Raw genomic sequence first — 17,680 nt, 5'->3', positions numbered from 1 at the left:
CAAAGTGGGAGTGTTCGATGAGCAACGAGTCGAAAGCCAAGGACCAGATCAAGGCCAGCAGTCGCGACCAGCAAGCCATCGATCGCCGGAATTTGCTGCTCGGCACCTCAACGCTGGTTGCAGCGGCGACGCTGACCTCCAGTGCGCTGGCGCAGGCGCAGAAGGCCGCCCCTTCGGCGCCTGCGCCGGTACCTGCCGCGCCGTCTGGCCGCAAGCCGAACATCCTTTTCATCATGGGCGACGACATCGGCTGGTTCAACATCAGCGCCTACAACATGGGGATCATGGGCTATCGCACGCCCAACATCGATCGGATCGGCAGGGAAGGCGCTGTCTTCACGGATTGGTATGGCCAGCAGAGCTGCACCGCAGGCCGTGCCGCCTTCATCACCGGGCAATCGCCGATCCGCACTGGTTTGACGAAGGTCGGCCTGCCCGGTGCGACGCTCGGATTGGGGCCGGACGATCCGAGCATAGCGGACGTCATGAAAACCTACGGTTACGCCACCGGACAGTTCGGCAAGAACCATCTTGGTGACCGCAACGAGCATTTGCCGACGATGCATGGCTTCGACGAGTTCTTCGGCAATCTCTACCACCTCAATGCCGAGGAAGAGCCCGAGAACTCCGATTATCCGAGGGATCCACGCTTCCGCGCTAAATTCGGGCCGCGCGGCGTCTTGAAGTGCAAAGCGAGTGATCGCGACGACCCGGCTATCGATCCCGCCTACGGGCGCGTAGGCAAGCAGGTGATCGAGAACACCGGTCCTCTCGATACCAAGCGCATGGAGACAATCGATGGCGAATTTCTTGCCGCAGCCAAGGATTTTATCACGCGCCAACAGCGCGCCGGCACGCCGTGGTTTTGCTATTTCAATACCACGCGAATGCACGTCTTCACGCATCTGAAGAAGGAGTCACAAGGCAAGACAGGCCTTGGGCTCTATCCAGATGGCATGGCGGAGACCGACGGCCACGTCGGAGAACTCTTGAAGCTGGTCGACGATCTCGGCGTCGCCGACAACACGATCGTAGTCTACACGACGGACAACGGCGCCGAAGTCTTCACGTGGCCTGATGGCGGTGCGACCCCGTTCAAGGGCGAGAAGGATACCAACTGGGAGGGTGGTTTCCGTGTTCCTTGTCTGATCCGCTGGCCCAGTGTGATTCAGCCCGGGACCATCGTCAACGACATCTGCGCGCACGAGGATTTGATGCCGACCTTCGCTGCCGCGGCGGGCGAGCCCGACCTGGTGGAAAAGGTGGTGCAAGGCCACACGCTGAACGGCAAGAATTTCAAGGTTCATCTCGATGGAAACAACCTGATGCCTTTCCTCAAGGGTGAGGCCAAGCAGTCGCCGCGCGAGGATTTTCTCTACTGGAGCGACGACGGCGACCTGATGGCGATCCGCGTCCGCGACTGGAAGATTGCGTTCCTGGAGCAAAACACAGAGGTCAATCCCCAGACCCCGCTCGGTCCCTGGCAAGGCCAATTCAACAAGCTGCGGGCGCCAGCTCTTTATAACCTGCGATCCGATCCGTTCGAGAGGGCCACCACAAGCATTTACTACGCCGACTGGCAGTCGCACCGGATGTTCATGTTGGTGCCGGCGCAGGCCATCGTGGCGCGCTATCTCGAGAGCTTCAAAGACTTCCCGCCACGCGCCAAGGCGGCGAGCTTCACCGCCAGCGATGCGATGGAAAAGATCACGGTAGGTAAATCGAACCAAAACTGACCGCAATGAGGGAGGAGGTACCCGGCGTTGCGATTGCGGTGAAGTCCTTGCCCGCCGGCGAGCGGGGGCGCGAAAGCACGCGGGGTACCCTTACGCGGACGCGGTGACGGTCGCGAGCCGGATCATCCTGATCTGCGGTTACATCCCGAGCGGCACCTACGATCCAAATCGTCTTGCCAATCTCAGTTTCGGCTACGTCGCATACGATGCCGGTGCCCGCTACACCTATTTCGATCCGAAGACGGGACATGAGTTCTCGGTTGTCGGCGGCCTCACCTACAGCCTCATCAATCCCTTTCTCCAGTACCAGAACGGCATCGACTTTCACCTGGACTGGGGAGCGTCGCAATTCCTCAGCAAGAATGTCCAGATAGGGCTTGCCGGCTATTTCTATCAGCAGCTTACAGACGACACTGGCGCCGGCGCGAAGCTAGGCGGTTTTAGAGGACGCACAATCGGTATCGGTCCGCAGGTCGGTTTCATCTTTCCGGTCGCCGAGGGCTATCAGGGGTATCTCAATTTGAAGGGTTACAGGGATCTTGATGTCGAGAACCGGCCCCAAGGATGGACGGCCTGGGTGACGTTCGCGGTATCGCCCGCGCCGCCCGAACCAGCCTCAGCAAAACCGATCGTGCGGAAATACTAGGGACAGCGACGACACAATCTCGGACGACCCCCGTTTCGCGAGCCGGCTTCCCCTCAGCATCGGCTTTCGAACCTCGATCATCACGGTGTTCATCGCCGTCGTGCTTTTCGTCGGCCTGACGCTGGTTTATCTCAGTTTCGAGCGCGTCTCGCTGATTACGCGCACGGCAGCCGCTAGTTTCATCGACAAGGTCGCCCAACTCGGCGCGGATCAAGGCGGGAAAAGTAGGGCGCTGAGTATTCATTGGGATTCTCCCGTTCGGGGCACGGCGCGTAGCTCGGCATTTTCGGATTCGAATTGCGCTAAGCGGTCGGCAACAGGCGGGCCGCCACTGTGCAAAGCGCTCACGCCACCATGCTGAGGACGAACAGCGGTTCGTCGTGTCGGTGGTTGCGTATGATTCCCTCCCTGGGCACCATCCAGCCTGATGGCCTTTTCCAGAACATCGCGTGAGGCGGAGACAGCCTGAATCCGACGTCGCGCCGAATGGCAGCCAATGTCTGGTTGCAACTCGGATGTGGTTCTACTTTCATGGGAACATGATAGCTTCGCGTTCCGGGATGGAATTGATTGTCCAGCATTGGGAGGACACGGCCATGAGGTTTTCGTCACTCTTCCTTGGAAGCTCGGCGGTCGCAATCGATTGCATTGCTGTGCGGGTCAAGCGGCCCGGCGTTGTCGCAAACCGACGCCGCCACTGCTCTCCCCGGCGTCGTGGTCGACGCGCCGAAGCAGGCGGCGAGGCCAGCAAAGCCGGTACATCATGCGGTCGCCCCAGCGCCACGTCCCATCCGACAACGCCGGCCGCTCCCGCGCCATCGGCGGCGCCGACGTCGGATGCCGCGAAGCTCGCGCACATCGCGAGCATCTCGAGCAGTTGCGCCGGTGGATGCCAGTCAAGCTTCAGGACAGGCAACGCGCCCTGGCACGGATGCTCTATTTCCGGTGGCTCGTATTCGCCGATGTGCCGAAACGTCGGCAACTACAAGACCTATGACGAGTGCAAGGAGGCCGGACGGATCACCGGCTGGAGGAGCGGCGAAACCTCCTGGTATTGCAGCAGCCTGGCGCTGAAGTAGCAAAGGTCGCGTCCGGAATTGACGAGGCCCGCCTTGGGTGCAGCCCGGATGATCGAGGCGACATCTGGGTTTTTGGGTTGGTGCGCGCTATGAGCCCAAATTGCATAGCCGAAGAAACTGCTCGGAGAAGCGGATATGCACCTCCTCGCCGTCTATTTTTAGATCGTAGCTATGTAGCTCAACCTCGCACTCGTGGATCGCTTCAATAAGGGCGCCTGATGGCGAGCCCGGAAGAAGGACCCGACGGTGGCCGGAAAGCCGCGGTAATAGCTTCTGATAAAACGATTAGCTGACCTATGCCGGCGTAGATATCCGATGCTGTCGTATCGGTCTTAATTTCAAGGAGCAGCCTCTCGGTTGGAGTTTCGATTTCACCATCAACCTCATAGCCACGGGCGTGCCTGGGCTTATCGAGACGGCGACCATCGGCCGCGAGAAGCGCCTGCAGCTTTTGCCAAACCTCGCCCTGAATGCGATGCCGCTGGTTGTGATTGATGGTCGGGTGTCCGGTGATTCGACCACCTTGCTCCGGCTTGCCGAAGAGTTGGGCGAGGCGTTCATCGTCCTGCTTCGCCACCGCGGCAGCATCTGGGTTCCTAGCGAGACCGCACCCCTCCACGAACGCTGCCGTGTTCTGACAGATTTCCGCTGTCGGGAGGTCAAGCGCCGTCACGATGAACCACGAGCGTTTTGCTGGCTTGCCGTCTATCGTTACGTCAGCGGGTTTAAGGCCGGTTCGTTCTTCAAACTCGTTGCTCTCTATGCGGAGAGATTGCGCATTTTTGTGCAAGACACCTTGTCTGAGCAAATAACGTTGCCCGATTGAATTTCGTGCGATGCCCGATAGTGGATTTTCCGTTCCTTGCTCTGGCTCATTCAACTCAACAGTCCAGTTCTCACCAGTAGAGTCTAAGCCGAGTTTGAAATCGTTTCCCTTGCTGCGAAAGTACATCTTCGATTCAGGTAGCCACCAAACGCTAGCGAGCCTGTACCCGTGCTGCTCCATCGCCTTGCGCCAGATGGAAAAGGCTTCGCGGATCTGACCCAGATCAGTCAGCAGTTGAAGTGGCTCCTGCACAGTTCACCTTCTTTGATTCAGCATTTCTCGATAAAACACGGTTCGGTTTCCAACCTTACTCAACGAGCGCATCGACCGCCAACATCACCTCAGGGGGTGATGGCACCCCGCATGTCGCTTCGCTCATGCGGGCTACTTGCTTGCCTTCCAATCAAGCCGCGCGACGCGCGCCATCAAAAGCGCCGTAGCGCGCGCTGCTTGGTTGGACGGCCCAAGGAGCCCGTTACCCCATCTAGGTCCTGGCGTTGTCTGCTTATTTCGCGCCTGCCTGGATCAATAAGCCTGCGACATCGGAGTGTCCTTCCAATATCGCCTCATGTAACGCGGTCGTCTGGCCGTGGTTGCCCACGGCATTGACATCAGCTCCCTTGGCGAGCAGCGCCCGCACCACATCTGGGTAACCGTAGTGTGACGCCCCGATCAGCGCGGTCAGGCCATCACTTGACTTGGCATTGACATCGGCCCCCTTGGCGAGCAGCGCCTGTACCACGTCGAGATGGCCTTTGACGGAGCTGTAGATCAGCGCGGTGAAGCCGTTGCTTGTCTCGGCATTGACATCGGCTCCCTTGGCGAGCAGTGCCTGCACCACATTGAGGTGGCCGTTTTGAGAGGCCGCCATCAGCGCGGTCGCGTTATTGCTCACCTTGACATTGACCTCGGTTCCTTTGGCGAGGAGTGCTTGCACCGCCGCCGTATCGCCGCTAGTCGCCGCAGCAAACAGGTCCTCCGCAGGGCCAGCCACGGCTACAGTCGCCGAGCCGAGCGCAAATGCTATGCACCACGGCAATAACACCCGGGGAATGCGGACCATCAGACACTTGACGACGACGTTGGTTGACACCGCGCCCCCCACATAGTGATCCTCCATCAGACCAATGAGAAAGACATATCAGCTTTCTTTCGCAAAGACAGCGGCGTAGCCGGATAGCGAAGCGACATCCGGGTTGGGGTGGTGCCAATCCCCGCATGTCGCTTCGCTACTACTCGCCTACGTCGAAATTTTTCCCCCTCTGGTGGGTTGTCCTTAGCGTCCTCACCTGTCCCGACGGGAATGCGGTGGTCGCTGTCTCAAATACAGGCGCGCTGGTTCGCAAGCCTTACCGCCATCGTGCGCCCCGATGGCGTGTTGCACGCACCGCCGACGCCGCTCCTGACCACGAGCAAGCCGCTCAGGCCGCGTTGCGATGGTTCGGCGAGCCCGAAGAGGGGCATCACTGACCATAATGCCCCGGGCCGTTGCGCCGACGCCCACTCGCGTTTGTGAAACACGCACTTGAGCCACGCGCCAGCCCTCGTGCTATTGCTGCTCCCACACCCCGCGAGGCCCCCATGCTCCCCATTCCCGCCGATATCTTCACCGAGCCCGACGACGTCTCTCCCGACGGCCTCGCCAATCTCGGCCCGCTCCGCCGTCTCGCCGGTGTGTGGCAGGCGGACAAGGGGATCGACATCAATCCGAAGGCCGAGGGGCCGGAGCGGCGGGTGTTCATCGAGCATATCCGGATGGATCCGATCGATCCGCAGGCCAACGGGCCGCAGCTCTTCTATGGGCTGCGCTATCACATCCACATCAACACGCCCGAGGAGGACATCACCTTCCACGACCAGGTCGGCTACTGGCTCTGGGAGCCGGCGACCGGGCTGATCATGCAGACGCTGGCTATACCGCGCGGCCAGGTGCTGCTTGCATCGGGCAAGGCCAGGCCGGATGACAGGAATATCTCCGTCATGGCCAAGCGCGGCGACACGGCTTATGGGATCTGCTCGACCGACTTTTTGGAACAAGCGTTCCGCACCGACAGTTACCGCTGCGACATCACCTTCAACGATGATGGCAGCTGGACTTATCTCATCCAGACCAAGTCATTTGTAAGAGGCGCGCCGTTCAATCATCACGACACCAACACGCTCAAGCTGGTCGCGCCGCCAAAGCTCAATCCGCTCGCAGTGATCGTGAACGATCGCGCCAAGGGCGGCGGAACGGCGGCTTGAGCGCACTCCGGAGAATTGCATGAAACCGCACGTCATCTGCCTGATGGCCTCGAGCGTCGATGGCCGCACGCATCACAGCCGCTGGCGTCCGAAAGGAGCGGGTGCGGACTGGTTCGAGCGGATCCATGATGAGCTCGGCGGCGATGCCTGGCTGATCGGCCGCGTCACCGGCTCGGAGTTCGCCAAGGGCAAGCCGTATCCTGCGACGACGAACGCGACGTTCCCGCGCGAAAACTGGTTCGCGCGGCGCGATGCGAAAGCCTACGGCGTCGTGCTCGATGCCCACGGCAAGATCGGCTGGGGCCGCTCGGACATCGGCGGCGATCCGATCGTCGTGGTGCTGACCGAGAGCGTGTCGGACGCGCATCTCGCGGGCCTCCGCGGCGAGGGCGTGTCCTACATCTTCGCGGGCAAATCCGAGATCGACTTGGCGCTGACGCTCGAGATTCTCAATCGCGAGCTCGGCGTCAAACGCCTGCTGCTGGAGGGCGGCGGCGCCGCCAATGGCGCGTTCCTGCGCGCCGGCCTCGTCGACGAGCTCAACCTGATCCTGTGCCCGGCGGTGGATGGCGCCAGGGGCGCGCCGATCGTGTTCGACTCGACGGACGCCGAGAGCCAGCAGCGCGCGCCCGTCACCGCGATGACACTGGAGAGCACGCGGCCACTCGGTGGTGGCGTCCTGCTGCTGCGCTATCTGCTTCAGAACGATCCGCAAAGAGCGGGCTAAGTAAAGCTCCAGCATGTCGGACAAGTCAGAGCACATTGTCATCGTCGGCGCCGGCGCGGCCGGCCTGATGGCGGCGCGCGAGCTCGCGCGCGCGGGGAGAAGGGTGACGATCCTGGAGGCGCGCGACCGCTGCGGCGGGCGCATCCATCCGCTGCCCGCGTCGCAATTCGGATACCGTGCGGATGGCGGCGCGGAATTCGTCCATGGCGATGCGCCGGTCACGCGCGGCCTCGTCCGCGAGGCCGGGCTGTCACTGCAGGAGATCGAAGGCACGCAGTGGACTTTTGACGGCCAAACGCTCTCGCGCGAGGACCGCTATGATCGGCATGAGGCGGAGCTTCATGCGGTGCTGCGCGAGCTGAAGGACGATATGACCGTCGCGGACTTCCTGCGCCGCCATTTTGCGGGAGACGAATACGAGCGGCTGCGGCACTCCGTCGCGCGGATGATCGAGGGCTACGACGCGGCCGACCCCGAGCGCGCCTCAACGCTGGCGTTGCGCGAGGAATGGATGAATGGCGGACACGCTACGCAGGCGCGCATCGTCGGCGGCTATGGCGGCCTCGTCGACCATCTCGCGGCGGAGTGCCGCAAGCATGGCGTCGCTATCCGCTTCGACTCCGTTGTCGCGGCGGTCGAGGAGACCGGCGGCACGGTGAGCGTCCGCTGCGCCAATGGCGAGGGGCATGCCTGCGGCAGAGTGATCCTCACGGTGCCGCTTCCGCTCTTGCAGGGAATCGCGCTTCCGCAAGCTGCGCGCGACAAGGCTGCCGCCGCAGCCGAGATCGGTTTCGGCAACGTCATCAAGATCCTTCTGCGCTTCGAGCGGCCATGGTGGCGCGACAGGCAAGAGGATCTCAGCGATCTCACCTTCCTGCTGTCGGACCAGACCATCCCGGTGTGGTGGACACAACGCCCTACCGAGCATTCCGTGCTCAGCGGCTGGTTCGGCGGTCCGAGAACGGCGGAGCTGTCGAGCCTCGATCCGCAGGGGCTGATCGATGCCGGGCTCGATTCACTCGCCGCCATCTTCGCCCTGTCACGCAAGGACATCGAAAGTGGCCTTGTTGCGGGCTTTGCGAGCAACTGGGCGCATGATCCCTTCGCGCGCGGCGCCTATTCCTGGGCGACGCCGCAGACGCGCGATGCGCAAACGATCCTGTCGCGCGCGGATGGCGCGGTCCTCTTCTCCGGCGAAGCCCTCTATCGCGGCCGCGACATGGGAACGGTCGAGGCGGCGCTGGCAAGCGGGCTTGAGACGGCGCAGATGATCCTGCGCGGATAGTCCACGCGGTGACGGGTAGTCTCAGATGTGGATAGCCGCGGGTCAGCGTTCCCTTGGCGGGTAATCATTTCCGCAAATTCGTCATGCCCGGGCTTGTCCCGGGCATCCACGTCTTGGCTCTCGCGCGAGAAGAACGTGGATGGCCGGGACGAGCCCGGCCATGACGATCGGCAACAGCCAGGAAAAAAGGCCCGCATTGTCGCGGGCCTTTCGTCTACCAGCCATAGCCGCCGGTGCCGAAGCTGAACGTCACGCCGGGACCGCCGCCGTAATAGCCGTAGGGTCGGCCGCCATAATAGCCGTGCCGCGGATAATAGCCGTAGCTTCGGTAGTAGGGACGATAATGGCCGTGATGACCCCAGTGGTGATGGAGGCGGTGGCCGCGCCAGTGATGCCGGTGCTGCGCGCTGATGTCGGTCGATTGGCTGCCTTGCGCGTTCTGCGTGGCCTTTCCGTTGTTGGCCGCGTAGGCCGCGGATCCGCCGGCAAGCGCCGCAGCACCGACAGCCATCGCGACAAAGAGATACTTCATGTCATCACTCCAGTTGAGATGTCGTGTGACAACTGACGTGCGTCCGCCGCGTTCCGGCGTCGAAACGACGCAGACCTCAGTTCCGATCAACGCGTGTGAATGATCGAGTGTCGCGCGATGTATTGTCGCATGACCGCGCGTTCGCCGCACAATCGCCGCGTCGGCGTTATGCCGCGCCAAACGCCGCGATGACCTCATCCGTCGAGACGATGCGGGCAAATTCGCCGTTGAGGTTCGACAGCGTCATCGCATGGATCGCCTCGGCCGAATGCGCATCGCCATCGGGCCCGACGCGATCGAACGTCCATGTCGCATCGCGCACGAGGTGCGTGTCGAAGCCGAGATTGCCAGCCATCCGCGTCGTCGTCTCCACGCAGTGATTGGTGGTGGCGCCGCAGATGACGAGAGTGGTGAGGCTGGCGGCGCGCAGCCGGCTCTCGAGGTCAGTGCCGATGAAGGCGCTGTTGACGCGCTTGACGATCACGGGCTCGCCCGGCGCTTCGCGTGCTTCGTCCTTGACGGCGTAGCCGGAGCTCTCGGGGCGAAACGACGATGTCGGCCGCGTGCCCTCGTGGCGGATGTGGAAGATGGGTGCGCCGCTCGCCCTGAATGCTTTCAGGAGATCCGCGATCCGCGCAACCGCGTCCGGATTGTTGCGCCGCTTGCCGGCCGCCTCCCATTCGTCGAACGCACGCTGGACGTCGATGACGATGAGAGCAGTGAGGGATCGCGGGCTGGTCATGGACGGCGGCTTCCGGATTAGGTGGATGCGAGTATGCGAGGCGGGCGCGAGAGCAGGCAATGCCGATTTTCCCTCGTTTCGAGACGCTCTCGTGTCCCAGACGAAGGACTCGCAGTGACGAGTTGGTGCGGCCACAGCGCACACTGCGCCTCCTCCCCCCTTGCGGGGGAGGGCTGGGGAGGCAGAGCCCAGGAAAGGGTGTGTCCGAAATCGGCGATGCAAGGCGCCGTTGCTCAAATCGAGAGAGTGTGCCGTGTGGCACCCCCTCCCTAACCCTCCCCCGCAAGGGGGGAGGGAATACAGCGGTGCGCGGGGCGCCACTCACGGATGCGGATCGGGAATTCCTGTAGCCCGGATGGAGCGAAGCGTAATCCGGGACCGCTGCATCCTACTTGAGGCTTTCCCGGATTTCGCTGCGCTCCATCCGGGCTACAGGTGCTTTCACCCTCACGGATGCGGATCGGGGAAGCCGTGGCGCTCGGACAGTGCGGCGAGGATCGCGTCCTTGTCGGCGATGAAGGCGCGGCCCTGATGCTGCCCGGTCTGGTGCGGTGACGTCGCGCCGTCTGCGAGCACCAGGAGCGGCAGCGACTGGTTCTCCTCGCCAACGAGCGCGATCACGGCGTGCCTCGGCCGCGGCCATGCGATGCGCTCGACGTCGAGCCTGCCCGCCAGCGCCGGAAACGAGGCCAGCACGCCCTCGATCAGCGCACAATGCCAGCAATAGAAACGTCGGCCCGGAAAGGCCGGGTCCTCGAAACCGGGGCGCATCAGAAACAGACGGTCGCGCGTCATGGGCCGCTCCGAAACATGGCCGGCTTGCTGAGGATCAAGGTATCAATGGCTGGCCGGCCTAACCTCAAGGCAGTAAATCTTTCCGGGAATCGATCGTTGCGGGAGGACGCCATGTCAGGGCCGATCAGTCAACCGCAAGGAGCCCCTCGCGCGCTCGCCGAGGTAACGACGCTGCCGCAGCTGCTGCGCTGGCGTGTCGCTCTGACGCCGGCGGCGGAGGCTTATCGGCATTTCGATAACGCCGCGGGGCGCTGGGTCAGCCAGTCCTGGCAAGAGATCGATGCGGAGTTCGAGCGCTGGCGGCGGGCGCTCGCCGCAGAAGGCTTTGCGCCCGGTGAGCGTGTTGCGATCCTGATGCCGAACGGGATTGCGCATATCGCGATGGACCAGGCGGCGCTGTCGCGCGGCCTTGTGCCGGTGCCGATGCATGCTGTCGACAATCCCGACAGCATCGCCTACATCCTCGCCGATTCCGGCGCGCTTCTGCTGTTCGTGGATACGCTGGAGCGTTGGCAGGGGATCGTTGCGACCGGCCAGCCGCTCGACAATCTCAAGCGCATCGTCTGTGCCGACGCGGCGGGCCTCGTCGCAAGCGACGTGCGCATCGTCGCGCTCGACCGCTGGCTCGATGCCGCACCAGGCGCGGCCGCGCCGATGCCGGACGTTGCGGTGAGGCCGGACGATCTCGCCGCCATCGTCTACACTTCAGGCACGACAGGCCGTCCGAAAGGCGTGATGCTGTCGCATGACAACATCGTGGCCAATGTGAAGGCGATCGCCGGGCGCATCGCGGCCGAGCCGGACGATGTCTTCCTGTCCTTCCTGCCGCTCTCGCATACATTCGAGCGCACCGGCGGCTACTACTATCCGATCGCGGCCGGCGCCTGCGTCGCCTATGCGCGTTCGGTGTCGCTGCTGTCGGAGGATCTGAAGCATGTGCGCCCGACCGTGCTGAATTCCGTGCCGCGGATCTATGAGCGCTTCTACGCGCTGATCATGCAGCACCGCAACGCGGCCGGCAGCGTCGAGCGCGCGCTGCTCGCTCTCACGCTAGCCGTCGGCGGCCGGCGTTTCGATGCGCGGCAGGGGCGTGGTTCGCCGTCGCCATTCGACCGATTGGCGTGGCCGCTGTTGAAGCGGCTCGTGGCCGACAAGGTGCTGGCGCAGTTCGGCGGCCGCTTGCGGGTCGCGGTCTCCGGCGGCGCGCCGATCGCCGAGCCGGTCATCCGCCTGTTCCTGTCGCTCGGGCTCGACATCCTCCAGGGCTACGGCATGACCGAGACCTCACCCGTGGTCAGCGTCAACACGGCCGAGGACAACGACCCGCGCTCGGTCGGCCTCGTCCTCGATGGGATCGAGGTCAGGCTCGGCGAGAATGACGAGCTGCTGGTTCGTGGGCCCAGCGTGATGCTCGGCTATTGGCACAGGCCGGAGGAGACGCGCCGCGTCAAGGAGGCCGATGGCTGGCTACATACCGGCGACCAGGCGCGCATCGAGAACGGGCGCATCACCATCACCGGCCGCATCAAGGACATCCTCGTCACCTCTACCGGCGAGAAGATCGCGCCGGTGGATCTGGAGACCGCGATCCTCGCCGATCCCCTGTTCGAGCAGGCGATGGTGATCGGCGAGCAGCGGCCGTTCCTCACCGCGCTGGTCGTGCTCAGCGCCAAGGCCTGGGAGCAGGAGCGGCAGAAGCTTGCCGCTGGGGGCAAGCAGGGCGAGGGCGCTGAACGGGCCGATCTGCTTGCGCGGATCGCTGGAGCCGTGAAGGCCTATCCGTCCTACGCGACGCCGCGCGCGGTGTGGTGGACGCTCGAGCCCTGGACCATCGCAGCAGGGCTCCTCACGCCGACCCTGAAGAACAAGCGCCCCGCGCTCGAGCATCGCTTCGCCGCCGAGATCGAGCGGATCTATGCGAAGAAGCCGGCGGCAGCGCCACGAACCGCTACTTGAACGGATCCTGGATCGACGGTGCCGACTGCCTGATCCGGCGGACGCTTACCGGCTTGCCGTCGGAGACGAACAGCAGCTCGTACCTGCGGCCCTCGCTGTCGGTCGCGGAGCAGGTGACATCGGAGACCTGCTTGGCGGCGAAATTGCCGGTCTGGCGGCAGACGCCGGTGGAGGTCTGCTCGGCCGGCACCGGCAGGCCGTCGACCTTGGGCCGGTTCTTGGAGTTGATCAGCATGCGGTCGATCCGCAGCTCGTAGGAATTGTCGTCGGCCCGCTTGCCGTTCTCGCCGGAGAACGACACGACGTGGTTATCGTCAGCGGGATCGTCGATCGCGACCGCGAAATTGACCCGGCCCTTGTCGCCATGGGCGTAGGCCACCGTCTTGCAGCCGAAAGTGCGGCCCGCGATCTTCAGCGTCTTGCAGTGTCCGGACATCAGCGCCAGCAGGTCGATCAGGGCGTTTTGCTGCGCGGGCGGATTGTTGACCGGGATGGGGGCGGAAGTCTCGGCAAAACAAGGGCTTGCGAACACCACGAGGGTCGCGGCCAGAACCGGTCGGCGGAGGCGCATCGTCAGGCTCGCATGCCAGGAGACCACGGAAGCGGACGAGTTCCGTCCACCAACCAGCCAACCACGAATTGGTTGCCATCCCGTTGTTCGTGCCAAGCCAGTCTGGAATACCACCGCACCACCCCCTAGGCGATTTGCCAAATCGCCCCAACCTGCCCCGGCGGGCACTTGTCGCCAGGGCCATGTTTTTTTCGTGGCAGAGATGGGTAGGATCATGCCGCCTGCTTCATTGTCCGCGCGAAGGCCGGATAGGTCTCGGCGAGCTCATCGAGAATGCGTCCGCGCAGCAGCGCCAGCGTCGCGGTGTCCGGCCGTGGCGTCTCCCGCACGACCTCCGGCTCCTCGTAGGCGAAGCCGGTGTTTTCCCGGATATCGGCCGGCGTGAAGGGCGGATGCACCGAGCGCAAGGCGAAGCCGCCCGCCTCGCGGTCGAAGTCGAACAGCGCCATGTTGGTCAACAGCGCGTAGGGCCCGCCGCGGCGCCGGACTTCGGGCGTGATCGCCCGGGCGCTGACGAAATCGACCTTCGGCACGAACACGCGTGGCGAATGCTCCTCGCGAAACAGGATCACGCGCGGAATGAGGTGATAGAGATAGGCCGAGCCGAATGAGCCGGGCCAGCGCACGCCGGTCCTCGGATAGTCGCCGGTGCCGACCAGATTGATGTTGCCCTGGCCGTCGATCTGGCCGCCGCCGAGGAAGAAGGCATCGACGCGGCCCTGCGCAGCGCAGTCGAACAGCTCGATACCGCCATTGGTGAAGAAATTGTGCTGTTGCGATCCCAGGATCGAGATGCGCACCGGCGCCTTGCCGTCGCGCGCGTTGCGTGCGCGCAGCAACATCGCGCCGGCCGCCGGGATCGGCGACGATGCGCCGACCGCAACGTGACTGATGCCGTCGAGCAGGTCGGCGATGGTGGCGATGAGGATTTCGCGACGCTCGCGTTCGGATGACATCGCTTAGGCCACTTGCTTGCGATGCGACAGGAAGGTCGAGAGATAAGCCCTAAAACCCTCCTCGCTGCGCGCCATCGCCGCGTAGCGCGCGATCTCGGCTTCGTCGGCGGGATACTCGTCCCATAGCGCGAGCGGCCAGGCGCCGCGTGCGGCGATCGCGATGGCGTCGACATAGAGCGAAGGCAGCACGCCGGCGGCGGAGTCCTCGCTCTCCAGCAGGTTGCGGTCGACGATGCGCTCAACGGTGACCAGCGTGCGCTTTGCGGCATAGGCGAGGTTGGCGAGCTCGCGATGCCGGCCGATGCGGACATTGCCGGCGCGGTCGGCCTCGGGCGCATGAAACAGCGCGACGTCGGGCGAGATCGCGGGCACCACGACCACCTTGCGCGCCTCACCGACGGGACTGTCGATCACCTGCCAGTCCGGCCGCACGCCCAAGAGATCGCTGCCGATGATGCCTGCGATCGGCATGAACGGCACGCCCTTCTGCGCGGCGAGGAGGCCGGCGTAGATCGCGGGGCAGGTGGAGTCGCGCAAAGTGAAGGCGCCGCTCTTGACGCCCGCGGTGAAGCGCGGCGCGCCGCCGGCTTCACCCAGCGAGACCGCGCTGGTCTCGAGCGAGGCGATCGCGCCGGCACCGATCAGGAGGTCCGCCTGCAAGCCGGAGATCGGCACGCAGATCAGCCTGAGATCGCGGATGCCGGCTTCGAGCAGCGCTGCGGTCGCCGCCATCGCCACGCCGGAGCTGTCGACGGGGATCGCCAGCGACTGTCCCGGTGCGACGCGTGCGGCCAGCGCCTCCAGCGCAACGATCTCGGTCATGGACGTCCTCCGGCCTGTTTTCGCTATCCTGCCTCAAGCCATCGCCGCCTGCCAGCGCGTATCGCGAAGGGAGGGGCGGCGGTGCAGGCGGGCATCGAGCAGGGCGCGGGCGCGAGGGAGGTCACCGCTGCGCATCAGCGCCACGATGAAGGTGTCCTCGATCAGCTCGCGCTGGGCGTGGCTGCCGCCGATGCGCACGACTTCGGTGATGACAGGCGCGAGCATTTGCACGCAAGTCCCATAATCCTCGCTGGCGAAGGCGGTCATCGCGCGGCAGATCGCGGGCACCACGGGGCCGGCGGGCAGCTTGCCGTCGGCGAGCCGCTGCTCGATCACGGCGAGGCGCGAGGCAAGCGTTTCGCGGTTTTGCGTTGCCGCGGCGAACAGCGCCATGTGGACGTCGGCGAACGGGATGCTCGACTTCGGGAACAGGCGCTGCGCGGCCGCATCGGCCTCGGCCCAGAGCGCCTGCGGCACGGCGTGACCGTAAGCCGCAAGCCGCCACAACAGCGAGGCGCCGTCGGTGATCACATTCAGCGGCGGCGCCCGCGTCACCTCTGGCTGCAGCACGTCGGCATAGATCGCGAGCGCCCGCGCCGCATCGCCGTGCTCCAGCGCGCCGAGCGCCTGGTGCCAGCGGATATGGCCGTGCAAGATGCCGGCGCGGTCATAGGTGGGGATCCATTCGTCGACGAGACGATCGGCCTCGTCGATCGAGCCGTCCTCGAACATCGCATGCAGCACGGCGTGCGCGGCATGGGCGTTTTGCCGCCGCAGCGAGAAGCCGCGCTCGATGACGGGGCGGCCGCGGGCGACGTCGCCGTTCTCGGTCATCGCCCAGCCGTACAGCGTCAGGAACCACCAGTCCTCGCCGTAATGCTGTGCGACGCGCTCGCACAGCTCCTGCCGCGCGCGGTCGTGATCGGCCATGCCGGAGAAGGCGAATAGCCCGAACGCGCCGAGCGGCAGCGACAGCACCACCGCATCGCGCGGCCATGTGTCGATATGCTTCAGCGTCGCGGCCAGCGCCTCGGGCAGCCGTCCCTCGACCGCGAGCGCCAGCGTCTCGACATGCGAACGTTCGCGCTCGGTGCCGCGCCTGGCGACGATCTCGCGCGCCACGGCTGCTTTCCGCCGCGCGAGATCGCCCTGCTGATAGAAGGCGTGCAGCCGCGCCCGCGCGATGTGCGGCAGCGCGAAATCGGGATCAGCCTCTATCGCGCGCTCCAGCGCCTCCGCCGTGCCAGTCCAGCCCGCGAGCATGAGGTCGACGCCGTCGCGATAGGCGGATGCTGCCGCATCGGATGCGGTGGAGAGCGGCAGTCCGTAACGATCCTGATGCGCCATCGTCGTCTCCCGGTCTCAAGTGGTGCGTGCGCGCCGTCCCTCGATCGGATAGGCCGGATCGTTGTAGCCCGGCGTCGACGGATGGCCTGGTGTTACCAGAGCGTCGATCAGCGCCTCGTCCTCAGCCGTGAAGCGGTAGTCGAGCGCACGGATATAGTCGTCCCACTGCTCCTCGGTGCGGGGGCCGGCGATGACCGAGGTGACGAAAGCCGAGTTCAGCACCCAGGCAACAGCGAACTGGCCGGCGGTGATGCCTTTCTTCTCGGCGTGGCTCTTGATCTCCTGCGCGAGCAGAAGCGATTCCTGCCGCCATTCGGTCTGCATCATGCGGGTGTCGTTGCGGCCAGCACGCGTCTCCTTGTCGGGCGCTGCGTCGGGCCGGTATTTGCCGGTGAGCACACCGCGCGCCAGCGGGCTGTAGGGCACGATGCCGAGGCCATAGTAGCCGCAGGCCGGGAAGTGCTCGACCTCCGGCATGCGGTTCATCGCGTTGTAGTAGGGCTGGCTGACCGCGGGCCGGTCGATGCCGAGCCGGTCGCAGATGTTGCAGATCTCGGCGACACGCCAGGCGCGGTAGTTCGAGACGCCGAAATAGCGCACCTTGCCGGCGCGGATCAGGTCGCCCATCGCGCGCACTGTCTCCTCCAGCGGCGTCGCATGGTCTTCCTTGTGCAGGTAGTAGATGTCGATGTGATCGGTGCCGAGGCGCTTGAGGCTTTCGTCCGCCGCCTGCAACACCCAGCGCCGCGACAGCCCGCCGCGATTGGGATCGTCGCCCATGGGGTTGGCGAGCTTTGTCGCCAGCACCCAGGCATGACGGTTGTTGGCGATCGCCCGGCCGACGACCTCTTCGGACGCGCCCTTCGAATAAGCATCGGCGGTATCGATGAAGTTGATGCCGGCTTCGTGCGCCTTGGCGATGATGCGCTTCGAGGCCGCCTCATCCGTCGGCCCGCCGAACATCATGCTGCCGAGACAGATCGGCGACACCTTAAGACCACTGCGGCCGAGCTGGCGGTATTGCATGGCTATTTTCCTCAACGCTTGTGTTGGCGGCAGCATAGCGGCCCGACTCCGTCATTGCGAGCGCAGCGAAGCAATTCAGATATCCGCCGGTACGTACAGTTCGTCGTCCCGGACAAGCGTAGCGAAGCGGAGCGCAGATCCGGGACCCATATGTGGACGGCCCCCGTGGCACAAGAGCTTTGTGAGGTTTGATCGGATCGCTTGCGTCCATGTGTCCGGCCTGTTGGTGCGGCGTGTTGGGCCGCTGGCCAAGATGGTTTCCGCGACGCGAGTTCCAATCAACCACGCGACCTCGTTCGGCCGATGGGTCCCACGGATTTGCTCGCATCTTTGAACGATCGATCGCACCATCTCCTTTGCTCTTGCAGCTCCGGTTCGGCCGGTGGGCTA

At 64.4% G+C, this 17,680-nt stretch carries 16 protein-coding genes; 6 read left to right on the top strand and 10 right to left on the bottom strand.

Annotated features, from left to right (window positions below; all coding sequences use genetic code 11):
* Positions 1-17: 17 nt before the first annotated feature.
* Entirely contained in the window at positions 18-1,736 is a 1,719-nt protein-coding gene (locus tag AYJ54_RS21285; protein ID WP_063701875.1) for an arylsulfatase, read from the top strand.
* A 103-nt stretch (positions 1,737-1,839) separates the two neighbouring features.
* The gene (locus AYJ54_RS21280) at positions 1,840-2,382 is read left to right on the top strand and encodes a transporter (RefSeq protein ID WP_082905769.1); all 543 of its coding nucleotides are present in this window, start codon (positions 1,840-1,842) and stop codon (positions 2,380-2,382) included.
* Positions 2,383-3,663: 1,281 nt separating this feature from the next.
* Here AYJ54_RS21280 and AYJ54_RS21275 read toward each other — a convergent pair.
* A complete protein-coding gene (locus AYJ54_RS21275; RefSeq protein WP_063701873.1) occupies positions 3,664-4,539 on the bottom strand; it encodes a hypothetical protein in 876 nt (291 codons plus the stop codon).
* A gap of 253 nt (positions 4,540-4,792) precedes the next feature.
* The gene (locus AYJ54_RS21270) at positions 4,793-5,380 is read right to left on the bottom strand and encodes an ankyrin repeat domain-containing protein (RefSeq protein WP_201724232.1); all 588 of its coding nucleotides are present in this window, start codon (positions 5,378-5,380) and stop codon (positions 4,793-4,795) included.
* 488 nt (positions 5,381-5,868) lie between these two features.
* On the opposite strand from AYJ54_RS21270, the gene AYJ54_RS21265 reads away from it, so the two are divergent.
* Genes AYJ54_RS21265 through AYJ54_RS21255 form a run of 3 tightly spaced genes read left to right on the top strand, consistent with a single transcriptional unit; the run spans position 5,869 to position 8,543 of the window.
* On the top strand, positions 5,869-6,531 hold the full coding sequence (locus AYJ54_RS21265) for an FABP family protein (protein WP_063701871.1): 663 nt from the start codon (positions 5,869-5,871) through the stop codon (positions 6,529-6,531).
* A 19-nt stretch (positions 6,532-6,550) separates the two neighbouring features.
* Positions 6,551-7,258, top strand: a complete 708-nt coding sequence (locus AYJ54_RS21260) for a RibD family protein (protein ID WP_063701869.1) — start codon at positions 6,551-6,553, stop codon at positions 7,256-7,258.
* 13 nt (positions 7,259-7,271) lie between these two features.
* Positions 7,272-8,543, top strand: coding sequence for a flavin monoamine oxidase family protein (locus AYJ54_RS21255; protein ID WP_063701867.1), 1,272 nt, complete (start codon positions 7,272-7,274; stop codon positions 8,541-8,543).
* A 214-nt stretch (positions 8,544-8,757) separates the two neighbouring features.
* Here the strand turns inward: AYJ54_RS21255 and AYJ54_RS21250 are convergent, their stop codons facing one another.
* From AYJ54_RS21250 to AYJ54_RS21240, 3 genes are all read right to left on the bottom strand, one after another.
* On the bottom strand, positions 8,758-9,075 hold the full coding sequence (locus AYJ54_RS21250; RefSeq protein ID WP_063701865.1) for a hypothetical protein: 318 nt from the start codon (positions 9,073-9,075) through the stop codon (positions 8,758-8,760).
* Between the two features lie 166 nt (positions 9,076-9,241).
* A complete protein-coding gene (locus tag AYJ54_RS21245) occupies positions 9,242-9,817 on the bottom strand; it encodes a cysteine hydrolase family protein (RefSeq protein WP_063701863.1) in 576 nt (191 codons plus the stop codon).
* A gap of 447 nt (positions 9,818-10,264) precedes the next feature.
* A complete protein-coding gene (locus AYJ54_RS21240) occupies positions 10,265-10,612 on the bottom strand; it encodes a DUF3088 domain-containing protein (protein ID WP_063701861.1) in 348 nt (115 codons plus the stop codon).
* A 111-nt stretch (positions 10,613-10,723) separates the two neighbouring features.
* Between AYJ54_RS21240 and AYJ54_RS21235 the strand changes: the two genes are divergently transcribed.
* Positions 10,724-12,568: an AMP-dependent synthetase/ligase gene (locus AYJ54_RS21235; protein WP_063701859.1), complete on the top strand. Its 1,845-nt coding sequence runs from the start codon at positions 10,724-10,726 to the stop codon at positions 12,566-12,568.
* Here AYJ54_RS21235 and AYJ54_RS21230 read toward each other — a convergent pair.
* The 5 genes from AYJ54_RS21230 to AYJ54_RS21210 form a co-directional block, all read right to left on the bottom strand.
* Entirely contained in the window at positions 12,561-13,139 is a 579-nt protein-coding gene (locus AYJ54_RS21230) for a hypothetical protein (protein WP_063702077.1), read from the bottom strand. The genes AYJ54_RS21235 and AYJ54_RS21230 overlap by 8 nt on opposite strands.
* Positions 13,140-13,351: 212 nt before the next feature.
* The gene (locus tag AYJ54_RS21225; RefSeq protein ID WP_063701857.1) at positions 13,352-14,095 is read right to left on the bottom strand and encodes a CoA-transferase; all 744 of its coding nucleotides are present in this window, start codon (positions 14,093-14,095) and stop codon (positions 13,352-13,354) included.
* Positions 14,096-14,098: 3 nt separating this feature from the next.
* The gene (locus tag AYJ54_RS21220; RefSeq protein ID WP_063701855.1) at positions 14,099-14,917 is read right to left on the bottom strand and encodes a CoA transferase subunit A; all 819 of its coding nucleotides are present in this window, start codon (positions 14,915-14,917) and stop codon (positions 14,099-14,101) included.
* Between the two features lie 33 nt (positions 14,918-14,950).
* On the bottom strand, positions 14,951-16,264 hold the full coding sequence (locus AYJ54_RS21215) for a tetratricopeptide repeat protein (protein WP_063701854.1): 1,314 nt from the start codon (positions 16,262-16,264) through the stop codon (positions 14,951-14,953).
* Positions 16,265-16,279: 15 nt separating this feature from the next.
* Positions 16,280-17,290 carry an aldo/keto reductase gene (locus AYJ54_RS21210; protein WP_063701852.1) on the bottom strand — a complete coding sequence of 337 codons (1,011 nt, stop codon included), beginning with the start codon at positions 17,288-17,290 and terminating at the stop codon, positions 16,280-16,282.
* Positions 17,291-17,680: the final 390 nt, after the last annotated feature.

Origin of the sequence: Bradyrhizobium centrolobii (genome assembly GCF_001641635.1) — a bacterium.
GTDB classification, from domain to species: Bacteria; Pseudomonadota; Alphaproteobacteria; order Rhizobiales; family Xanthobacteraceae; genus Bradyrhizobium; species Bradyrhizobium centrolobii.
The sequence above is the reverse complement of the archived record's forward strand: the minus strand, read 5'-3'. Positions and strand labels throughout refer to the sequence as shown.

Bases quoted from the DNA above. Each gene is read 5' to 3' on its own strand.
- AYJ54_RS21250 (WP_063701865.1), bottom strand. From the start codon at position 9,075: ATGAAGTATCTCTTTGTCGCGATGGCTGTCGGTGCTGCGGCGCTTGCC.
- AYJ54_RS21230 (WP_063702077.1), bottom strand. From the start codon at position 13,139: ATGCGCCTCCGCCGACCGGTTCTGGCCGCGACCCTCGTGGTGTTCGCA.
- AYJ54_RS21260 (WP_063701869.1), top strand. From the start codon at position 6,551: ATGAAACCGCACGTCATCTGCCTGATGGCCTCGAGCGTCGATGGCCGC.
- AYJ54_RS21240 (WP_063701861.1), bottom strand. From the start codon at position 10,612: ATGACGCGCGACCGTCTGTTTCTGATGCGCCCCGGTTTCGAGGACCCG.
- AYJ54_RS21255 (WP_063701867.1), top strand. From the start codon at position 7,272: ATGTCGGACAAGTCAGAGCACATTGTCATCGTCGGCGCCGGCGCGGCC.
- AYJ54_RS21225 (WP_063701857.1), bottom strand. From the start codon at position 14,095: ATGTCATCCGAACGCGAGCGTCGCGAAATCCTCATCGCCACCATCGCC.
- AYJ54_RS21220 (WP_063701855.1), bottom strand. From the start codon at position 14,917: ATGACCGAGATCGTTGCGCTGGAGGCGCTGGCCGCACGCGTCGCACCG.
- AYJ54_RS21265 (WP_063701871.1), top strand. From the start codon at position 5,869: ATGCTCCCCATTCCCGCCGATATCTTCACCGAGCCCGACGACGTCTCT.
- AYJ54_RS21235 (WP_063701859.1), top strand. From the start codon at position 10,724: ATGTCAGGGCCGATCAGTCAACCGCAAGGAGCCCCTCGCGCGCTCGCC.
- AYJ54_RS21215 (WP_063701854.1), bottom strand. From the start codon at position 16,264: ATGGCGCATCAGGATCGTTACGGACTGCCGCTCTCCACCGCATCCGAT.
- AYJ54_RS21245 (WP_063701863.1), bottom strand. From the start codon at position 9,817: ATGACCAGCCCGCGATCCCTCACTGCTCTCATCGTCATCGACGTCCAG.
- AYJ54_RS21210 (WP_063701852.1), bottom strand. From the start codon at position 17,290: ATGCAATACCGCCAGCTCGGCCGCAGTGGTCTTAAGGTGTCGCCGATC.
- AYJ54_RS21285 (WP_063701875.1), top strand. From the start codon at position 18: ATGAGCAACGAGTCGAAAGCCAAGGACCAGATCAAGGCCAGCAGTCGC.